Consider the following 16,207-nt stretch of genomic DNA (forward strand, 5'->3'; position numbering starts at 1 on the left):
AAAGCGTAATAGCTCACTAGTCGAGTCGGCCTGCGCGGAAGATATACCGGGGCTCAAACTGATAACCGAAGCTGCGGATGCTCTTAGGAGCATGGTAGAGGAGCGTTGTGTAAGCCGTTGAAGGTGGATCGGGAGGTCTGCTGGAGGTATCACAAGTGCGAATGCTGACATGAGTAACGATAAGGGAGGTGAAAAACCTCCCCGCCGGAAGACCAAGGGTTCCTGTCCAACGCTAATCGGGACAGGGTTAGTCGACCCCTAAGGCGAGGGCGAAAGCCGTAGTCGATGGGAAACAGGTTAATATTCCTGTACTCGCTATTACTGCGACGGAGTGACGGAGAAGGCTAGGCCAGCATGGCGATTGGTTGTCCATGTTTAAGGTTGTAGGCTGGGGACTTAGGCAAATCCGGGTCCCTAAGGCTGAGAACTGATGACGAAGCCCACTTAGTGGGTGAAGTGGTTGATGCCCTGCTTCCAGGAAAAACTTCTAAGCTTCAGGTAATAGTGAATCGTACTCTAAACCGACACAGGTGGTCAGGTAGAGAATACCAAGGCGCTTGAGAGAACTCTGGTGAAGGAACTAGGCAAAATGGTACCGTAACTTCGGGAGAAGGTACGCCGGTTTTGGTGATGGGACTTGCTCCCTAAGCTGAGGCCGGTCGAAGTGACCAGGTGGCTGCGACTGTTTATTAAAAACATAGCACTCTGCAAACTCGTAAGAGGACGTATAGGGTGTGACGCCTGCCCGGTGCCGGAAGGTTAATTGATGGGGTTAGCTTCGGCGAAGCTCTTGATCGAAGCCCCGGTAAACGGCGGCCGTAACTATAACGGTCCTAAGGTAGCGAAATTCCTTGTCGGGTAAGTTCCGACCTGCACGAATGGCGTAACGATGGCCACGCTGTCTCCACCAGAGACTCAGTGAAATTGAAATCGCTGTTAAGATGCAGTGTACCCGCGGCTAGACGGAAAGACCCCGTGAACCTTTACTACAGCTTTGCACTGAACTTTGAGCCTATTTGTGTAGGATAGGTGGGAGGCTTTGAAGCAATGACGCTAGTTGTTGTGGAGCCGTCCTTGAAATACCACCCTGGTATGTTTGAGGTTCTAACTCTGGTCCGTTATCCGGATCGAGGACAGTGTATGGTGGGTAGTTTGACTGGGGCGGTCTCCTCCCAAAGAGTAACGGAGGAGTACGAAGGTGCACTCAGCATGGTCGGAAATCATGCAATGAGCATAATGGTATAAGTGCGCTTGACTGCGAGACAGACATGTCGAGCAGGTACGAAAGTAGGTCATAGTGATCCGGTGGTTCTGTATGGAAGGGCCATCGCTCAACGGATAAAAGGTACTCCGGGGATAACAGGCTGATACCGCCCAAGAGTTCACATCGACGGCGGTGTTTGGCACCTCGATGTCGGCTCATCACATCCTGGGGCTGAAGCCGGTCCCAAGGGTATGGCTGTTCGCCATTTAAAGTGGTACGCGAGCTGGGTTTAGAACGTCGTGAGACAGTTCGGTCCCTATCTGCCGTGGGCGTTGGAGATTTGAGAAGAGTTGCTCCTAGTACGAGAGGACCGGAGTGAACGAACCTCTGGTGTTCCGGTTGTCACGCCAGTGGCATTGCCGGGTAGCTATGTTCGGACGGGATAACCGCTGAAAGCATCTAAGCGGGAAGCCTCCTTCAAGATAAGATCTCCCTGAGGCCTTGAGCCTCCTGAAGGGCCGTGGAAGACTACCACGTTGATAGGCTGGGTGTGGAAGCGTTGTGAGGCGTTGAGCTAACCAGTACTAATTGCCCGTGCGGCTTGACCATACAACAGAGATGGTTACTAACGACTAGCTAAGCTAGCGGATTGTGAGTTAGAGACATACGATCGCTTGCGGTGTATTACTACAGATTGTTTTACCGACTTATTTGGGGTTATCGCCGGTCAACAACATGGCCGAGGCAAACAGCGATAACACGGCAGGCCAAGCACATTGCTTATAAGACCAACGCCAACCCAAGCCAGTTTGCCTGACGACAATAGAGTTGTGGAACCACCTGATCCCTTGCCGAACTCAGAAGTGAAACGCAACATCGCCGATGGTAGTGTGGGGCTTCCCCATGTGAGAGTAGGTCATCGTCAGGCTTCTAATCCGAAAAGGGCCACCCAATAGGGTGGCCCTTTTTTTATGGCTGAAAAATATTTTAAAAAACAAAAATAAAAAAACTAAGAAAGGGAAGAAAGAGAGAGCAGAAAGTACTTGGCAAAAATTAAATAGAAAAAATAAAAGTAATTATGAAAAACTTTTATGCTCAACTTTCTATTTAAAAAATCAGTCAGTAATTAAAAAAAGAAAAACCTAAAACTACCTGAGCACCTTAAACAGACGCTCTCCTAAAAAGCCTATAAAAATAGGCCTTTACCGATCTTCTCTCCAAACCCCGTTACACTCACTCAAAAAATAACCCAACAAAAATAACTCGCGAAAAAACCAGAAAAGTACCCATCCCACTCCGCCAAAAATTAAATTTAGCCGGTAAAAATATCGGTGATTTTTTAGTCTCTGCAGTAATCCCCTGTAACCACGGGGCCTGTAGCCCGTTTATTAAAGTTATACACAACTCTATCCAGACTTTCTGTTAGTAACCCCAGACTGTGGAAATCCGCGCAAAACAAAACCCCTGCAAGTTTCCCTTTTTGGATAGGGTGAAATACTTTTACTACCGGGCAGCACCTGCGCTGCCATGTGAGTCGTGCGCGATCCCGGAGCCGTGCCAGCTTGGAACGCCGGGGGCGCCCATAGGGTAGTGTGAGACAGCCCTACCCGCTGGATTGGAGGTGAACCGCGCCTGTGGTGGTCTAAACCGGTATAGTGGTTTATCAGGCTTCTAATTCGAAAAAGGGCAGTCTAATAGGGCGGCCCTTTTTAGTGCCTGCGCTGTACTCTAGCTTATCTGGCGAGCAGCGTTGTAAGTCTTCTATTAGGAATTCCTAAAGGTAGCTGTCATTTAAATTACTGTAACAGCTATACATTGGTGAGGTAATTTAGTGTCCTCTTTTCACTCCAACATTAAAGCTATAAACAAACGATATATCGCTATTATTGAGCTCTTCCTCAAGAGCTGGGTTAAAAGAAAATTTATTTTTTATAGAGTCAGGAATTATTCTTTTGGTAATAAAATGGCGCATGCATAGGATGCTGTTTTCGCTAGCTGCTGAGTATATTGCGTTTAGTAAGGAAGCAAAGCTCTCCTCATCAAGATAAGCTGAAACGTCAGAAATGGAGAATTTATCAATTTTATTTTCACAGTTGTATAAATATTGTTCTATCGGTGAGGTTACTATTTCTATGACTGTTTTATCTAGTGCTCCCTTAATTACTAAGTAATTATTTTTTTCCAAATATAAAGGCATTCCATATTCTGGGTTGTATTTTCCAGTTAGCAGGAATGTCATAAAGAAATTGTCAAGAACCAGGTGGTTCATTAGAGAGTGGTCCATTCTGCCTAATAAATACTCAGAAATTGACACTTCTTGTGGGATGTGTTCATAGAACCCAGGATCTTTAAGGAAAGTTCTGAAGAAATATTTGTTGGTAAGGAAATGCAAAAATGTTTTCCAGGCTGGGGTGTTCCATTTGTTTTTAACAAACTCACGCTGTTCTTCAATGCTTTTTAGGTGGGTTAGAGTTTTTATTTTGCTGGGTCGAATAACTTTAATAATCATACTGATTAACTTGAAGTGCTTTTCGAAAGCGCCTTCATAAATAAACCCTTTTTCAATGATACTTATGTTGTTTGACCAAAATAACTCCGCCTTTTTTGATAAAGAGGATTTCATGTTGTCATAGGTGTTTAATCTCTTTTTGCATGAGAGTATTCCTGAAAACCTTAAAAACTCCTCATGATTTAATTTCTGGATGGCAATTTTTTTTAGTTCCAAGAGATAGTTTTGGCTGGGATTCAAGTCAATGGCGGTTATTTTTTTGGGATTACTCAGTAGAAGGCTTAAGACGCGATCTCCACCGCCAGTAACACATAAAATACTATCATTTTCATTGATATTTAGAGCCTTAAGCTCTGATCTTGAATCTTCGTTTGGCCCTGAGTAACTGATTCTGTTTGCATAATGGGAAAGTGATATGTCACTAGGTTTGTTCATGGCATACCTAATCGGGCTGAATTTAGTTACGTTTGGTTTAAAAAATAGTCCACCACTTTGGTCAGATAACTCTTGCTATTACGCCATTGATCCTGAACAGGGTGACCTAAGACTCTTTGGCTATTTGCGCTACAAAACCTGAAGTCACTGTTTAAAAATGGTCCATTTTGCATTCTATTAATGATCTTAAGTATCCGCCTTTCTTTTTCCGGTAGGCTGCTTAACAATACGCCGCTGACTTGAATTTGCCTTAAATCTAGCTCAAAGTAATCGCGGTTAAACATAACGAATTCGTCGATTGTCATTGGGTTAGAGTCGGCAATATTAAAGTATTGGTTTTTTGTGAGTTCATGGTTGTTTGAAATCTTTAATATTGCATCACAGCAAATGTCAACCGGAATGACATTGATAAGGCAGTTTGGAAGATATTTTAGGTGAATAGGGGTCTGTACATTCTGTTCTTTTAGTCTATTTAGCAGTTTTACATATTCATAGTAACCGGACTGAGAGTTTGTGTAGCCAGTCACCGAGTCTCCTAGGACAATAGTTGGCCTATAGATGGTGTATTCCAGGTTTTTGGACTCTGCGATTAAATTCTCTGCTGCATTTTTGGTGTAATCATAGGCATTAAAAAATTCTTTAGGTTGATAGAGTTTTTCCTTTACGGTCACTCCGCTGGCATGATCTTTACCGGCAATAAAACTGGTCGATATTTGGTTGAACCGACATTTTGCTGCTACAGCAACCTCTATTAATCGTTCCACACCGTTAACATTTGTATTAATGCTTTGCTGCAGGTTGCTATAGCTATAGCGCATATCAGCTGCACAATTCCAAATTGAACCAATGTGTAGCGAATGTAGTTGTCTGTAAGACATAGAACTTAAGTTGAGCTTTGGCCTGTTCAAATCTCCTGAAATTATTATAAGTCGGTCGAAATCATTTTTCGAAAGTTTGTAAGTCGGATTGACAAAACTATTTCTTTGTTTTAGCTGCTCGAATCGAGCATGAATATCATTTCGCGCAATTAAAACTACATTAAAACCTTTTCGTAATAGTCCCCATGTTAAGTACTGGCCTATAAAGCCAAGTCCACCAACAACCAGTTGTATTCTTTTCAAATCTTGTATTTCTGATAATTTTTTAAAGGTATGCTGGTTTTCTTTCATTGATCCATACGAACCAATCATAGTGGTGAATTAGATGTGTGTTTCTTTAGCCCAAAAGGATTATTCTCCTTGAGAGTCACTTTTACTTTTTTACTGTGGAATATAAAAATTTGGTCTGGTTTCGGGTGTATCTTGAGGGTGCTTATGATTAACACAACTAAGCTATCCATCTATTTAACAAGGTCTATAGGCTCGCTGTGAAGTCAAACGATGGTAATAAGTGGTAGTCGCATCATGGTGCTGTCATCCATTGCGAAAGTTGTACCAATAACTCAAGCTATGGATTTTCAGTAGAGTACCATTAAGTAATGGTAGTACACCTGAGTATTTGGCCGTAGATTGACTGTAGATTCTCTATTTTTACTGCCCCCGTCATAAACGGATCCGGCATCATTGTAGGAGACTTGAATTTATTCTTCCGCTAAAGCGTCTTCTAATAGATGATTTGGAGTTTCCTGCAATCGATACTTTTGGCTATAGCTCTTATTGGATACTTCGATATGATCTATTGGTTGTTTTGGTTTCAAGATTTTCCATGTAGTTTTAAAAGTGATTTCATATGGGGGACAGTGATCTAAGGATCGAATAGGCTCTCGAAATTACTCAGGGTTAGTTTGTTGGATATTTCCTCTCCTGGAGAGACGTTAGCTTTGATGCCAAAAAGCTTGCCTGGTTCTCATTTTTTGTACACGTTCTGAATAAAGCTCGCTGTAAACGGCTGAAATGAGAATTGGCGGGTAAGATTGGTCAAAACCGGTAAAAGGAGAATTACCAGTGAAGCGACTAAGGAATGTTATAGGAAAGTTAATGGCGTTGGGTATTTTGAGCCTAATGGGGGGGTGTTCAAAGGATGCGGAAGTAACAGTAGGAACTAAAGTACTTGATCAGCAACATATAGCTGCACGGATTGATGGCCAGGAGGTCAGCGTGCAGGCCTTGGATAAGGAACTCCAGCTTGTGCTGTATGATATTGCTGAAATGGAGCATAAATTACGTCTCAATAAGCTGCATGAAATGATTGCCAAAACAGCAAAAGATGGTCAAGAAATAGAAGTTATGCTTCCCGTTCCAGAGCCACCACGAATAGATCTTGATTATGGCGGGCGCGCCGCTCGAGGAAATCCCGAAGCGCCTATAACAATTGCTGTGTTCTGCTCCTTTCAATCTCCCCACTGTAAATCCTTTCAGCCAACCTTGAGGCGTTTGTTGAGTGACTATTCTGGTTGGGTTCGCCAGGTAAATTTTGATTTTCCCCTTAAGTTTCATCGGGAGGGTATCAAAGCTGCTGTTTCGGCTAAGTGCGCTGGTGAGCACAATATTTTTTGGGAATATCACGACGCCTTATACGCAAAAACTCCAAACCTTGGTGAGAAGTCTTACTCCCAGACCGCAAGCAGTTTACTGATCGATGACAAGCAGTTTAAAGCCTGTATTGGAGATATGAATTATAAAGAAGTTGTTCTGGGGGATCAGGAAATTGCTTTAGAGCTTGGCCTTACAAATGTGCCGGTTGTTTTTATAAACGGTTTGTATCTAAAGGGCGCGCGATCATTTGAGCAATATTCTTACTGGATAGAAAAAGAACTAATCAGGCTTGATATATATTCTCAGAAAAAATATACATGGAAACAACAAAAAGATACTGAGAATCATTTACCTGTTACGGATCTACCTCTTGCCCTGGTAGGAGTTAGTGAATCGAGTATAGAAAGTAAGTCCAAAGCTTTAATAGAAGTAAATGGGCAGAAGGCACAGAGTTTTTCACTGGGGCAGTCTGTTCTTAAAGATGTCGTTCTGAAGAGTTTGAAAGGGCACTATGCCGTTATTGATAATCAGGGATCCCTGGAGCGCCTGCTATTGCAAGGTGAAGAGGGTAATATTATCCCTTTAACTTTGTCCCATCAGCACGATGAGGAGCTGCGCAAACGTATTGAACAGCCTCAGGGAGAAAAGGGTAAAAAGCTAATCGAGCCGGCTGGTGTGTTGACTCTTGGGCAAGAGTGGTTGGCGAAGCAACTCGAACAACGAGAATTCTTGGAGGCTAAATTTATTGAGGCGGAGCTGGAAGTTGAGGGCCACCATTTGATGCGCTTGGAGGGGGTGGCCAACAATGAGTTCTTTACTGCACTTGGATTCGAGGAAAACGATGTGCTGCTGAGGGTCAATGACAGTTGGGTCCACAGTGGTCAGAATGAGCTTTGGAGTGCTCTTACCAGTGGAAAAGTAATTGATGTTGCCTTTATGAGAAAGGGTTTGCCGCATAGATTGCAGTATGTGGTTGAAGAGAGTGGTTACTTTGATGAGGATTTAGGTAAGTGAATTGATTAGGGCCCGCGGTACTTTATTGCGGGCCCTGAATTTACCGAGCAGTAAAAGTTACTTATTTATCCGGATTTCCTTGCCACAGTAGGTCAGCGACAATATTTTGTCCTTGAATGCTTGGGTGGAAACAGTCTCCACCATCAATATCATCTTTATTAAACTGAAAAGTCCCGGCATTTAACTGATCCTCACCGGTATATTCAGCAACAACTTCTACCCCATTCATACCGTTGTAACTTTCTGCTTCCTCAACAAGGATTTCGTTATAACGTTGTTGGGCTGCGGCTATTCCGTTATAACGAGTGGCAAAGCTCTCTCCATTCATCGAGCCGCCATTTGTTGCAATTCGGCAGATTCCGAAAGTCGACCAGACACTCTCACAATCTACGCGGGAATTACCGCTTTGCTTATCCAGACCCGCTGCCCGGAGATCGTGTACTCGCGGTACTGAGCCAAGTACTATCGTTGAGCCGTTAGGGAGACCATCGACTAATTTGTCCAGTCCAGCTTGAACTGCCGAGCGCCACTCGCTATCGGTGTAGAGTGGATCGTTACAGTTGGCTGGATCGACGCAATCCCGGTTACAGATATCATTACCGCCCAATACTACCTCGACATGATCAGGTAAATTACTTTGGGATAGAATCCGATCGGCTTGAGTGGAGAAATTGTCGCCTCCACTACGCATCTCAGCACCGGATTCCGCTGCGCTTTTATTGGCAGCCATATTGGGGTAGTTAACTTTATACTTATCGTGAACACTCTCCACTGAATTGTCGTCGCCGTCAAACCAGGAATGCTCGGGTTGGTCCCCGCCGAGAAGACAAAACAGGTCCCAGAAATACTTATTGCGGGTACAGTCTGCACCGAATGCCATGGTAATACTGTCACCCGCAGCAACAGACTTGGAGGGGGCTGCCATTGCTGGCTGTATCGACAAGATGCTCAAACAGAGCGTTACTAGAACTCCATATTTATTCAACATTGTATTTTCTCCCACACCGACTTTCGCCGTAAGTTGTTATCGTTTTATTCACTGCTCCGGTAAACGAGAAGGAGTGTAGGACGCACTCAGATATTGTGAGTGGTGAATGCTTGAGACCCTTTGGTCAGTTATCAATAAATTGAAGTCTGTTGGAGTTTTGTCGCCGAGAGCATTGATTACTTTATTGGCGTTTCAAAGCTTTAGTTTTTCTGGCACAGTTTTATGCCATCTGTTTTTCTTCTGGTGCTTCCACTATACTGCGCTCTACTTGTCGGAGTGCCTGTGGGCTGAGATCGCTGTTGCGAGATCCGTTGAACCTGATCGGGGTAACCCCCGCGTAGGGAACAAGATCTGAAGTCGCCTGTTTTGTTACAGTTTGGCGTCTTTTCTCTTTGTATGTGCCCTGGATGCTGCGACCTTTAAATTTCCAAGTTTTAAGGTTACGCATGTCTGAGATCATTGAACAATCCGGTAAAGCCGGAAAGTCCTCCCGCGCTGCCAGTCGCGATTCCGCTAAAGAATTTCTTGAAAATCTCACGGTTCAATCTTTCCCCAACTCGAGCAAGGTGTATTTGCCCGGTGAAACTCCCGACATTCAGGTTGGTGCTCGTCAGATCTGTTTGGGAGATAGTTTGGTAGGGGGGGATGCAGAGAATCCGGTGTTTGAACCCAATGAGCCCCTAACCATTTACGACACTTCGGGCCCCTATTCCGAGCCCAATTTTAAAGTGGACGTACGGGAAGGGTTGCCCAAATTGCGCCAGGGCTGGATAGAGGTCCGCGGAGATACTGAACTGCTGGACTCTCGCCAAGCGGCCTACAGCCAGAAGCGTATGGCGGACCAGGGGCTGGATCATATCCGCTTTGAAAACCTTCCCAGCCCTCGCCGGGCCAAACCGGGACAGAATGTATCTCAGATGCACTATGCCCGCCGCGGCATTATTACCCCAGAGATGGAATTTATCGCAGTGCGCGAAAATATGGGGCGAGCCAAGTTGGCAGCGGAAATGAGTGAAAGTGAATACCAGAAGGCACGTGATGGTATTTACATCCCCGAGCAAATCACGCCGGAATTTGTGCGCCGGGAAGTTGCAGAAGGGAGGGCAATTATCCCGGCGAATATTAATCACCCGGAAGTGGAGCCGATGATTATCGGGCGCAACTTCCTGTGCAAGGTGAATGCAAATATTGGTAACTCGGCTGTGACTTCTTCCATTGAAGAGGAAGTGGAGAAACTGGTTTGGTCTACCAAGTGGGGCGCGGACACGGTGATGGATCTGTCTACCGGTGCTAATATCCACGAAACCCGCGAGTGGATTCTGCGCAACTCGCCAGTGCCCATCGGTACTGTGCCGATTTACCAGGCGCTGGAGAAAGTAAACGGAATTGCTGAAGATCTTAACTGGGATGTGTTCCGCGACACCTTGATTGAGCAGGCGGAGCAGGGGGTGGATTACTTCACTATTCATGCTGGCGTGCTTTTGCGCTATGTGCCGCTCACTGCCAAACGTATGACCGGGATTGTCTCTCGCGGTGGTTCCATATTGGCCAAATGGTGTCTCGCCCATCACCAAGAGAATTTCCTCTACACCCACTTCGAGGAAATCTGCGAGATTATGAAGGCTTACGATGTGAGCTTTAGTCTCGGTGATGGCCTGCGCCCGGGCTCCATTGCGGATGCTAACGATGAAGCCCAGTTTGGCGAGCTGCACACGCTTGGTGAGCTGACTGAAATAGCCTGGAAGCACGATGTTCAGACGATGATCGAAGGCCCCGGCCATGTGGCTATCCATAAGATCAAAGAAAATATGGATGAGCAGCTGAAGCACTGCCACGGCGCACCTTTCTACACCCTAGGTCCATTGACCACGGATATTGCTCCCGGCTATGACCACATTACTTCCGGCATCGGCGCTGCACTTATCGGCACCTACGGTTGCGCCATGCTCTGCTATGTGACCCCCAAAGAACACCTGGGGCTACCCAATAAAGAGGATGTTAAAGAGGGCCTTATGGCCTATAAGATTGCGGCTCATGCCGCAGACTTGGCTAAAGGGCATCCGCGGGCACAGAAGCGCGATGACGCCCTGTCAAAAGCCCGTTTTGAATTCCGTTGGGAAGACCAGTTCAATCTCGGCTTGGACCCGGAGCGGGCACGCACCTATCACGATGAAACCTTGCCAAAGGAATCCGGCAAGGTAGCTCACTTCTGCTCTATGTGTGGCCCGAAATTCTGTTCCATGAAAATCACCCAGGATGTGCGCGACTATGCGGCCAAGCAGGAAGCGGCACAGGGCATGGAGGAAATGTCGATTAAATTTAAGGACATGGGTAGCGAGATTTATCACAAGGGCTGATGAGTATTTTGGGGGAGAGTCCTCTCCCCCAAAAATCGGATAGCAAAAGTACGGCGAGTGCGTAGAGCTTATCGCCGGGTGTCGACTTGGATTTGCGAAGATAGGTGGTCTGTGACAAGCGAAACCAAAGCCAAAGTAGCTATTGCCGGTGGTGGCCTGTTAGGTCGCTTGCTCGCCTGGCGGCTCTGCCAACGGAAACTGGATATTACCCTGTTTGAAGCGGGTGATTTGTCGGCGCCAGTCGGGGGAGCCTGCTGGACGGCAGCGGGAATGATCTCACCACTATCGGAATTGGTGCACAGCGATAAACAGGTTTACAGCCTGGGGTTGAAAAGCCTTGAGCTTTGGTCTGAGTGGGCCCGGCAGCTGGAGGAGCAGAGCGGGCAGGACGTGGAATACCGCCGAGCGGGCTCAGTGCTGGTTGCTCACGGCAAGGATAAAAGTGAGCTGCTGCAATTCCTGCGGGAGCTGCAGGGCAAGTTGGGCGAGTCTGCCAGGGAACAGGTGCAGCCCCTCGATTGCATTACTTTAGCGAAATTAGAGCCCTCCTTACACGGCTTTGAACAGGGGCTTTACCTGCGGGGTGAGGCGGATATCAATAATCACCGCTTGTTGCCCGCGTTACTCAGCGCATTGCACCGAGGAGCTGTCACTCTGCGAGAGCATAGCAAGGTAAATTGCGGAGCTGGGTATATCTCTGTGAACTCGGAGTGCGAACAATTTGATTGCGTGATCGACTGCCGTGGTCTCGGTGCCAAGGGGCAGATAGAAGGCTTACGCGGTGTCCGTGGTGAGGTGATGGTGGTGGAATCCCGGGAAGTGGTTTTGCAGCGTCCAGTGCGGCTGCTCCACCCGCGTTATAAGCTCTACGCTGTACCACGCAGCGATGGACGCACAGTAATCGGCGCTACGGAAATTGAGAGCGAAGACCAGTCGCCCATTTCCGTGCGCTCCAGCATGGAATTGTCTTCCGCGCTTTACTCCCTCAACCCGGCTTTTGCCGAGGCTCGTATTGTTGAGACCCGCGTAAATTGTCGCCCCGCCACTATGGATAATATGCCTTATATCCACAGCGAGGACGGGCTGATTAGGGTGAATGGCCTTTACCGTCACGGTTATCTTTTAGCGCCGGCAGTAGTGGAGCAAGTGGAGAATCAAGTGGCACAACAACTGTTACAGGTGGTTTGATGCAGGTACTAATTAATGGGGAAACACGGAGCCTTGAATCCCCGCTAAAACTCTCTGCGCTTTTACAGCAGCTCGGCTATCGCGGAGAAACATTTGCCGTTGCGATCAACGGTGGATTTATTCCCCGTACGGAATATAGCAATACACAGATAAATAACGGCGATAGCCTGGATATTGTTGCTCCGGTAGTGGGGGGGTAAAGGTGAGCGATCTATTAACACTTTACGGAAAAACATTTAACAGCCGGCTTTTGGTGGGCACCGCCCTGTATCCCTCCCCAGCGATTATGCGCGAATCTGTGCAAGCCTCAGCTTCAGAAATTATTACTTTGTCTCTTCGCCGGCAAAATCCGGCACAGCAGCAGGACAATCGATTTTGGGATTATATTCGCGAGTCCGGTTGTCAGTTGTTGCCCAATACCGCCGGTTGTAAATCGCCGCGAGAAGCGGTGCAGCTGGCAAAAATGTCCCAGGAAATTTTCCAGACCGATTGGCTCAAGCTGGAAGTGATTGGTGATGATTACAATTTGCAGCCAGACCCCTTTGGTCTGGTAGAAGCTGCGCGGGAATTAATTCAGTTAGGCTTCAAGGTTTTGCCTTATTGCACAGATGACCTGGTGCTGTGTCGAAAACTTTTGGATGTGGGTTGCGAGGTATTAATGCCCTGGGGGGCTCCCATCGGTACCGGGCAGGGACTGCTCAATAAATATAACCTGCAAACACTGCGCGAGCGCCTGAGTGATGTACCGCTTATTATTGACGCCGGAATCGGTGCGCCATCACAGGCGGCAGAAGCACTGGAGATGGGCTTTGATGCGGTGTTATTGAATACCGCGATTGCAAAAGCCCAAGATCCGGTACTGATGGCTAATGCTTTTAAACTGGCTGTGGAATCCGGGCGCGCCGCCTTTAATGCCGGCTTGATGCTCAGGCGTCAAACTGCCAGCCCCAGCACCCCCACCCTGGATATGCCTTTCTGGCAGCAGGCAGAGAGCATATTGCTGGATTAGTATTTTTATGCGCGATCAACTCCAATTGAAAAAGCCAATTGTCTGGACCATTGCCGGCAGTGACTCCGGCGGTGGCGCCGGTATTCAGGCGGACCTGCTGACTTTTGCCGACCTCGGCTGCCATGGTTGCAGTGCTATAACGGCCAATACTGCACAGAATACGGTGGAAGTTACTGCAATTAATGCAGTTTCCCTAGAGGTCTTGGGTTCTCAGTTACAGGCTTTACAGCGGGATCTATTTCCTGCCGCAATTAAAATCGGTCTGCTAGCGAATGCTGAACAAGTTGTTGCGGTGGCAGATTTCCTGCGCCAGCTGAAAGCGGTGCAGCCGGTTCCGGTTATTTACGACCCGGTTGCTGTTGCTACCAACGGAGCCGGGCTCACTGAAGGAAGTATTACCGCAACGGTGTTGGCTCAGTTGATGCCACAGTGTGATCTGGTCACTCCCAATTTACATGAATTGGAATGGCTTACCGGAGCCAGTGTCACGGGTGCGGAATCTATTGTGCAGGCTGCGCGTCAGTTGTACGCCCACGGCGTTACCGCAATTTTAGTTACCGGCGGCCATACGCAATTGCGTGCGGGAGAAGTTGCCGACTTACTGTGGGATGGTGAAAAAGCCGATTGGTTTATTGGCCGGGAAGTGTCCAGTACGGGCACACATGGCACTGGCTGCACCCTGTCCTCCGCTATTGCCGCTTGCCGCGCTTTGGGCTACCCGTTGCGAGATGCCTGCGTTGTGGGTAAAGCCTATGTTCAGCGGGGCTTGCGTCGGGGAAATAATGCACATATCGGCGCTGGTGCTGGACCTGTAGGTCACTGTGGCTGGCCCCTGGATTTCATCGACTTCCCGGAGATTTTGGTGCGGGGAGAAGAGCGTGCGCTGGATTATGGTTTTGGTGCGGCCCAGCCTCTTGTTCAAGGGTTTGCCCAAACAGACTCTCAAGCATTGGGTTTATATCCGGTAGTGGATACAGTGGAGTGGTTGCAGCGCCTGGCTGAGCTGGGGGTGCGTACTTTACAGCTGCGAATAAAGAATCCGGGTGGGGACCTGCGCGCACAGATTGAGAGGGCAGTGGCTATTGGCAGGACATATAACCTGCGCCTGTTTATCAATGATTACTGGCAGTTGGCGATTGAGTGCGGCGCCTACGGCGTGCATTTGGGCCAGGAGGATTTGCAGTCTGCTGATCTGAGGGCAATTCAAGCGGCAGGATTGAAGCTGGGTATCAGTACCCACGGCTTCTATGAATTACTGTTGGCCTACCGTTATCGCCCCAGTTACCTGGCCATTGGTGCAATTTATGCGACCAACACCAAGGATATGTCGGATCAGTTGCAGGGTGTGCAGAAACTTGCGCGAATGGCAGCACTATTGCCCGATTATCCACTCGTGGCAATTGGTGGTATTAATATGCAGCGAGCCAGTGAGGTTATCGCTAGCGGCGTTGGCAGTATCGCCGTGGTCAGCGCTATTACTAAAGCAAAAGATTACAAGCAGGCGGTTGCCGATTTTAATGTCCTGTTGAAAGGTAAGCATGCGGAAGTAGAGCCATGTTAAGTAGTAAGGAATTACAGCGTTACAGTCGCCAGATAATGTTGCCCCAAGTGGGTGAAGAGGGGCAGAAAAAACTGTCTTCTGCGCGAATTCTGATTGTTGGCTTAGGTGGGCTCGGCAGCCCGGCAGCGATGTATCTGGCCGCAGCCGGTATTGGAGAGTTGCACCTGGTGGATGGTGATCATATCGATCTCTCCAATTTACAGCGCCAGGTTTTGTACAAAACCAATCACCAGGGAAAATCCAAAGCCATGGTGGCTGCACAACAATTGGCTGCAGCCAATCCAACTATTCGCATTCACCCCCACAGCCAAATGGCGAATGAATCCTGGCTGCGCGAGCAGGTAAAACAGGTGGATCTGGTGTTGGACTGCACCGATAACCTGGAAATCCGCCATACGATCAACCGGGTTTGTTATCAGGCAGGGTGTCCGGTGGTAATGGCATCGGTGCAGGGGTTTTCCGGCCAGCTGATTAGTTTTGATTTTTCTGAAAGAAAAGGTCCCTGTTATGCCTGCCTGTTTCCGCCCCAGGAGCAGGCTGAAGTCCAGAACTGCTCTACAGCAGGTGTGATCGGTCCGGCGCTGGGTGTGGTTGGTAGCATGCAGGCTCTGGAGGCCATGAAATACCTGATGGATTTGCCGGTATCGAGCTTGAATAAATTGCACTTAATCGAGACGGAAACCTTAGCCCTGCAAACTTTGCAGCTGCCGAGCCATAGTAATTGCCCGGTTTGTAGTGCCTGATTTCTTGTATTGCCAGCAGGGGGCTCGATAAATAGTTTTATTTGGAGAGTCCCTTATTGGCAATGTCTTGTCGCAAAATTTTCTTTCAATAGCCGGGTTAAAATTCACGCCATTTTTGTACCTTATAAATCTTACTTGTCTATATAAATAAGCTATTGGCTCGATAGCTTGTGAGAAGTGAATAAAGGTACCAAAATGGCCTTATAACCATTTCGGTGACAACAGTTTTTGGAAGAGGGATTTGTATTATGAAAAAAATCGATATTGGTATCAGTGAAAAGGATCGGGAAAAGATTGCTGCCGGTTTGAAACATTTGTTGGCAGATAGCTACACCCTTTACCTGCAAACCCACAACTTCCACTGGAATGTTACTGGGCCTCTGTTCCGCGAATTACACCTGATGTTTGAAGAGCATTACACCGAGCTGGCCACTGCGGTGGATGATATTGCCGAGCGCATTCGCACCCTCGGGGTTTCCGCTCCCGGTACTTACCAGGCTTTTGCTCAACTCAGCTCCATCAAAGAAGTTGTTGAGGTACCACCGGCGGAAGAAATGGTAAAAATTCTCACTAAAGGGCATGAACAGGTGATCAAAACCTGTCGTGAAGTTTTAAAAGATGCCCAGGCGGGAGAAGATGAATCCACAGTTGCCCTGGTATCTGATCGTATGAGAGTTCACGAGAAAACGGCTTGGATGCTGCGCGCAACTAGCAGTCACTAGTCG

Annotated in this window: 12 protein-coding genes, 2 rRNA genes and 1 riboswitch (1 of these 15 cut by a window edge); of the genes, 11 read left to right on the forward strand and 3 right to left on the reverse strand. The window is 47.5% G+C overall.

Going from position 1 to position 16,207, the window contains the following annotated elements; genetic code table 11:
* The 3 genes from ACJJIL_RS05140 to ACJJIL_RS05150 form a co-directional block, all read left to right on the forward strand.
* Positions 1 to 1,813, forward strand: a 23S ribosomal RNA gene (locus ACJJIL_RS05140); it begins 1,069 nt to the left of the window's first position.
* A 203-nt stretch (positions 1,814 to 2,016) separates the two neighbouring features.
* Positions 2,017 to 2,132 (forward strand): 5S ribosomal RNA (gene rrf / locus ACJJIL_RS05145).
* A 29-nt stretch (positions 2,133 to 2,161) separates the two neighbouring features.
* The gene (locus ACJJIL_RS05150; RefSeq protein ID WP_445361321.1) at positions 2,162 to 2,350 is read left to right on the forward strand and encodes a hypothetical protein; all 189 of its coding nucleotides are present in this window, start codon (positions 2,162 to 2,164) and stop codon (positions 2,348 to 2,350) included.
* A gap of 682 nt (positions 2,351 to 3,032) precedes the next feature.
* On the opposite strand, the gene ACJJIL_RS05155 is transcribed toward ACJJIL_RS05150, so the two are convergent.
* The gene (locus ACJJIL_RS05155; protein ID WP_445361322.1) at positions 3,033 to 4,148 is read right to left on the reverse strand and encodes a DUF3419 family protein; all 1,116 of its coding nucleotides are present in this window, start codon (positions 4,146 to 4,148) and stop codon (positions 3,033 to 3,035) included.
* 26 nt (positions 4,149 to 4,174) lie between these two features.
* Complete coding sequence (locus ACJJIL_RS05160; RefSeq protein WP_445361323.1) at positions 4,175 to 5,317, reverse strand: SDR family oxidoreductase; 1,143 nt, start codon at positions 5,315 to 5,317, stop codon at positions 4,175 to 4,177.
* 807 nt (positions 5,318 to 6,124) lie between these two features.
* Here ACJJIL_RS05160 and ACJJIL_RS05165 point away from each other — a divergent pair.
* Entirely contained in the window at positions 6,125 to 7,636 is a 1,512-nt protein-coding gene (locus ACJJIL_RS05165; protein WP_445361324.1) for a thioredoxin domain-containing protein, read from the forward strand.
* Positions 7,637 to 7,697: 61 nt separating this feature from the next.
* Here the strand turns inward: ACJJIL_RS05165 and ACJJIL_RS05170 are convergent, their stop codons facing one another.
* Positions 7,698 to 8,624, reverse strand: a complete 927-nt coding sequence (locus ACJJIL_RS05170) for an SGNH/GDSL hydrolase family protein (protein WP_444941057.1) — start codon at positions 8,622 to 8,624, stop codon at positions 7,698 to 7,700.
* Positions 8,625 to 8,886: 262 nt separating this feature from the next.
* Positions 8,887 to 8,985, forward strand: a riboswitch (TPP riboswitch).
* Between the two features lie 85 nt (positions 8,986 to 9,070).
* On the opposite strand from ACJJIL_RS05170, the gene thiC reads away from it, so the two are divergent.
* The 7 genes from thiC (at position 9,071) to ACJJIL_RS05205 (ending at position 16,204) form a co-directional block, all read left to right on the forward strand.
* Complete coding sequence (thiC, locus tag ACJJIL_RS05175; protein ID WP_445361325.1) at positions 9,071 to 10,981, forward strand: phosphomethylpyrimidine synthase ThiC; 1,911 nt, start codon at positions 9,071 to 9,073, stop codon at positions 10,979 to 10,981.
* Between the two features lie 111 nt (positions 10,982 to 11,092).
* Positions 11,093 to 12,169, forward strand: a complete 1,077-nt coding sequence (gene thiO / locus ACJJIL_RS05180) for a glycine oxidase ThiO (protein ID WP_445361326.1) — start codon at positions 11,093 to 11,095, stop codon at positions 12,167 to 12,169.
* Entirely contained in the window at positions 12,169 to 12,369 is a 201-nt protein-coding gene (thiS, locus tag ACJJIL_RS05185) for a sulfur carrier protein ThiS (RefSeq protein ID WP_445361327.1), read from the forward strand. Before thiO ends, thiS begins: the two co-directional genes overlap by 1 nt.
* A 2-nt stretch (positions 12,370 to 12,371) precedes the next feature.
* On the forward strand, positions 12,372 to 13,178 hold the full coding sequence (locus ACJJIL_RS05190; protein WP_445361328.1) for a thiazole synthase: 807 nt from the start codon (positions 12,372 to 12,374) through the stop codon (positions 13,176 to 13,178).
* Positions 13,179 to 13,185: 7 nt separating this feature from the next.
* A complete protein-coding gene (gene thiE / locus ACJJIL_RS05195) occupies positions 13,186 to 14,739 on the forward strand; it encodes a thiamine phosphate synthase (protein WP_445361329.1) in 1,554 nt (517 codons plus the stop codon).
* On the forward strand, positions 14,733 to 15,482 hold the full coding sequence (locus ACJJIL_RS05200; RefSeq protein WP_444914413.1) for a HesA/MoeB/ThiF family protein: 750 nt from the start codon (positions 14,733 to 14,735) through the stop codon (positions 15,480 to 15,482). The genes thiE and ACJJIL_RS05200 overlap by 7 nt, the downstream gene beginning before the upstream one ends.
* Before the next feature lie 248 nt (positions 15,483 to 15,730).
* Positions 15,731 to 16,204: a Dps family protein gene (locus ACJJIL_RS05205; RefSeq protein ID WP_108734073.1), complete on the forward strand. Its 474-nt coding sequence runs from the start codon at positions 15,731 to 15,733 to the stop codon at positions 16,202 to 16,204.
* Positions 16,205 to 16,207 lie beyond the last annotated feature (3 nt).

Source organism: Microbulbifer maximicatervae (SeqCode), from assembly GCF_052468095.1.